The organism is Acinetobacter sp. 'aerobic (ED)' (assembly GCF_904886855.1).
Taxonomy (GTDB): Bacteria; Pseudomonadota; Gammaproteobacteria; order Pseudomonadales; family Moraxellaceae; genus Acinetobacter; species Acinetobacter courvalinii.
In genome coordinates, this window is the sequence record NZ_CAJHGI010000017.1 from 1 (window position 1) to 1,164 (window position 1,164).

Genomic DNA, 1,164 nt, shown 5'->3' on the forward strand with positions numbered 1-1,164 from the left:
AAACCACACGTAAACGTGGGTACAATTGGTCACGTTGACCATGGTAAAACAACTTTAACTGCTGCGATTGCAACGATCTGTGCAAAAACTTACGGCGGTGAAGCGAAAGATTACTCACAAATCGACTCAGCTCCTGAAGAAAAAGCACGTGGTATTACAATTAATACATCACACGTAGAATACGATTCTCCAATCCGTCACTACGCTCACGTAGACTGCCCGGGCCACGCCGATTATGTTAAAAACATGATTACTGGTGCTGCTCAGATGGACGGCGCGATCCTTGTATGTGCTGCGACTGATGGTCCAATGCCACAAACTCGTGAACACATCCTTCTTTCACGTCAGGTTGGTGTACCTTACATCGTTGTATTCTTGAACAAGTGTGACCTTGTTGATGACGAAGAATTACTTGAATTGGTAGAAATGGAAGTTCGTGAACTTCTTTCTACTTATGACTTCCCAGGTGATGACACTCCAGTTATCCGTGGTTCAGCGCTTAAAGCGTTGGAAGGTGATGCTGGTCAATATGGCGAATCAGCAGTTATCGCTCTTGTTGAAGCGCTTGACTCTTACATTCCAGAACCAGAACGTGCAATCGACAAAGCATTCTTGATGCCAATCGAAGACGTATTCTCAATTTCTGGTCGTGGTACTGTAGTAACAGGCCGTGTAGAAGCTGGTATCGTTAAAGTTGGTGAAGAAGTCGAGATCGTTGGTATTAAAGATACAGTTAAAACAACTGTAACTGGCGTAGAAATGTTCCGTAAACTTCTTGACGAAGGCCGTGCAGGTGAGAACTGTGGTATCTTGCTTCGTGGTACTAAGCGTGAAGACGTACAACGTGGTCAAGTACTTGCTAAACCAGGTACAATCAAGCCGCACACTAAATTCGATGCAGAAGTATACGTACTTTCTAAAGAAGAAGGTGGTCGTCACACTCCATTCCTTAACGGTTACCGTCCACAGTTCTACTTCCGTACAACTGACGTAACTGGCGCGATCAAATTACAAGATGGCGTAGAAATGGTAATGCCTGGTGACAACGTAGAAATGTCAGTAGAGTTAATCCACCCGATCGCAATGGACCCAGGTCTACGTTTTGCGATCCGTGAAGGTGGTCGTACTGTAGGTGCTGGTGTTGTTGCTAAAGTAACTGCATAA

General features: G+C 44.8%; 1 protein-coding gene. It reads left to right on the top strand.

All coding sequences use genetic code 11. The annotated features are described in order from the left end of the window. On the top strand, window positions 1-1,164 hold a 1,164-nt coding region (tuf, locus tag JO943_RS18435; protein WP_195805478.1), incomplete at its 5' end, for an elongation factor Tu.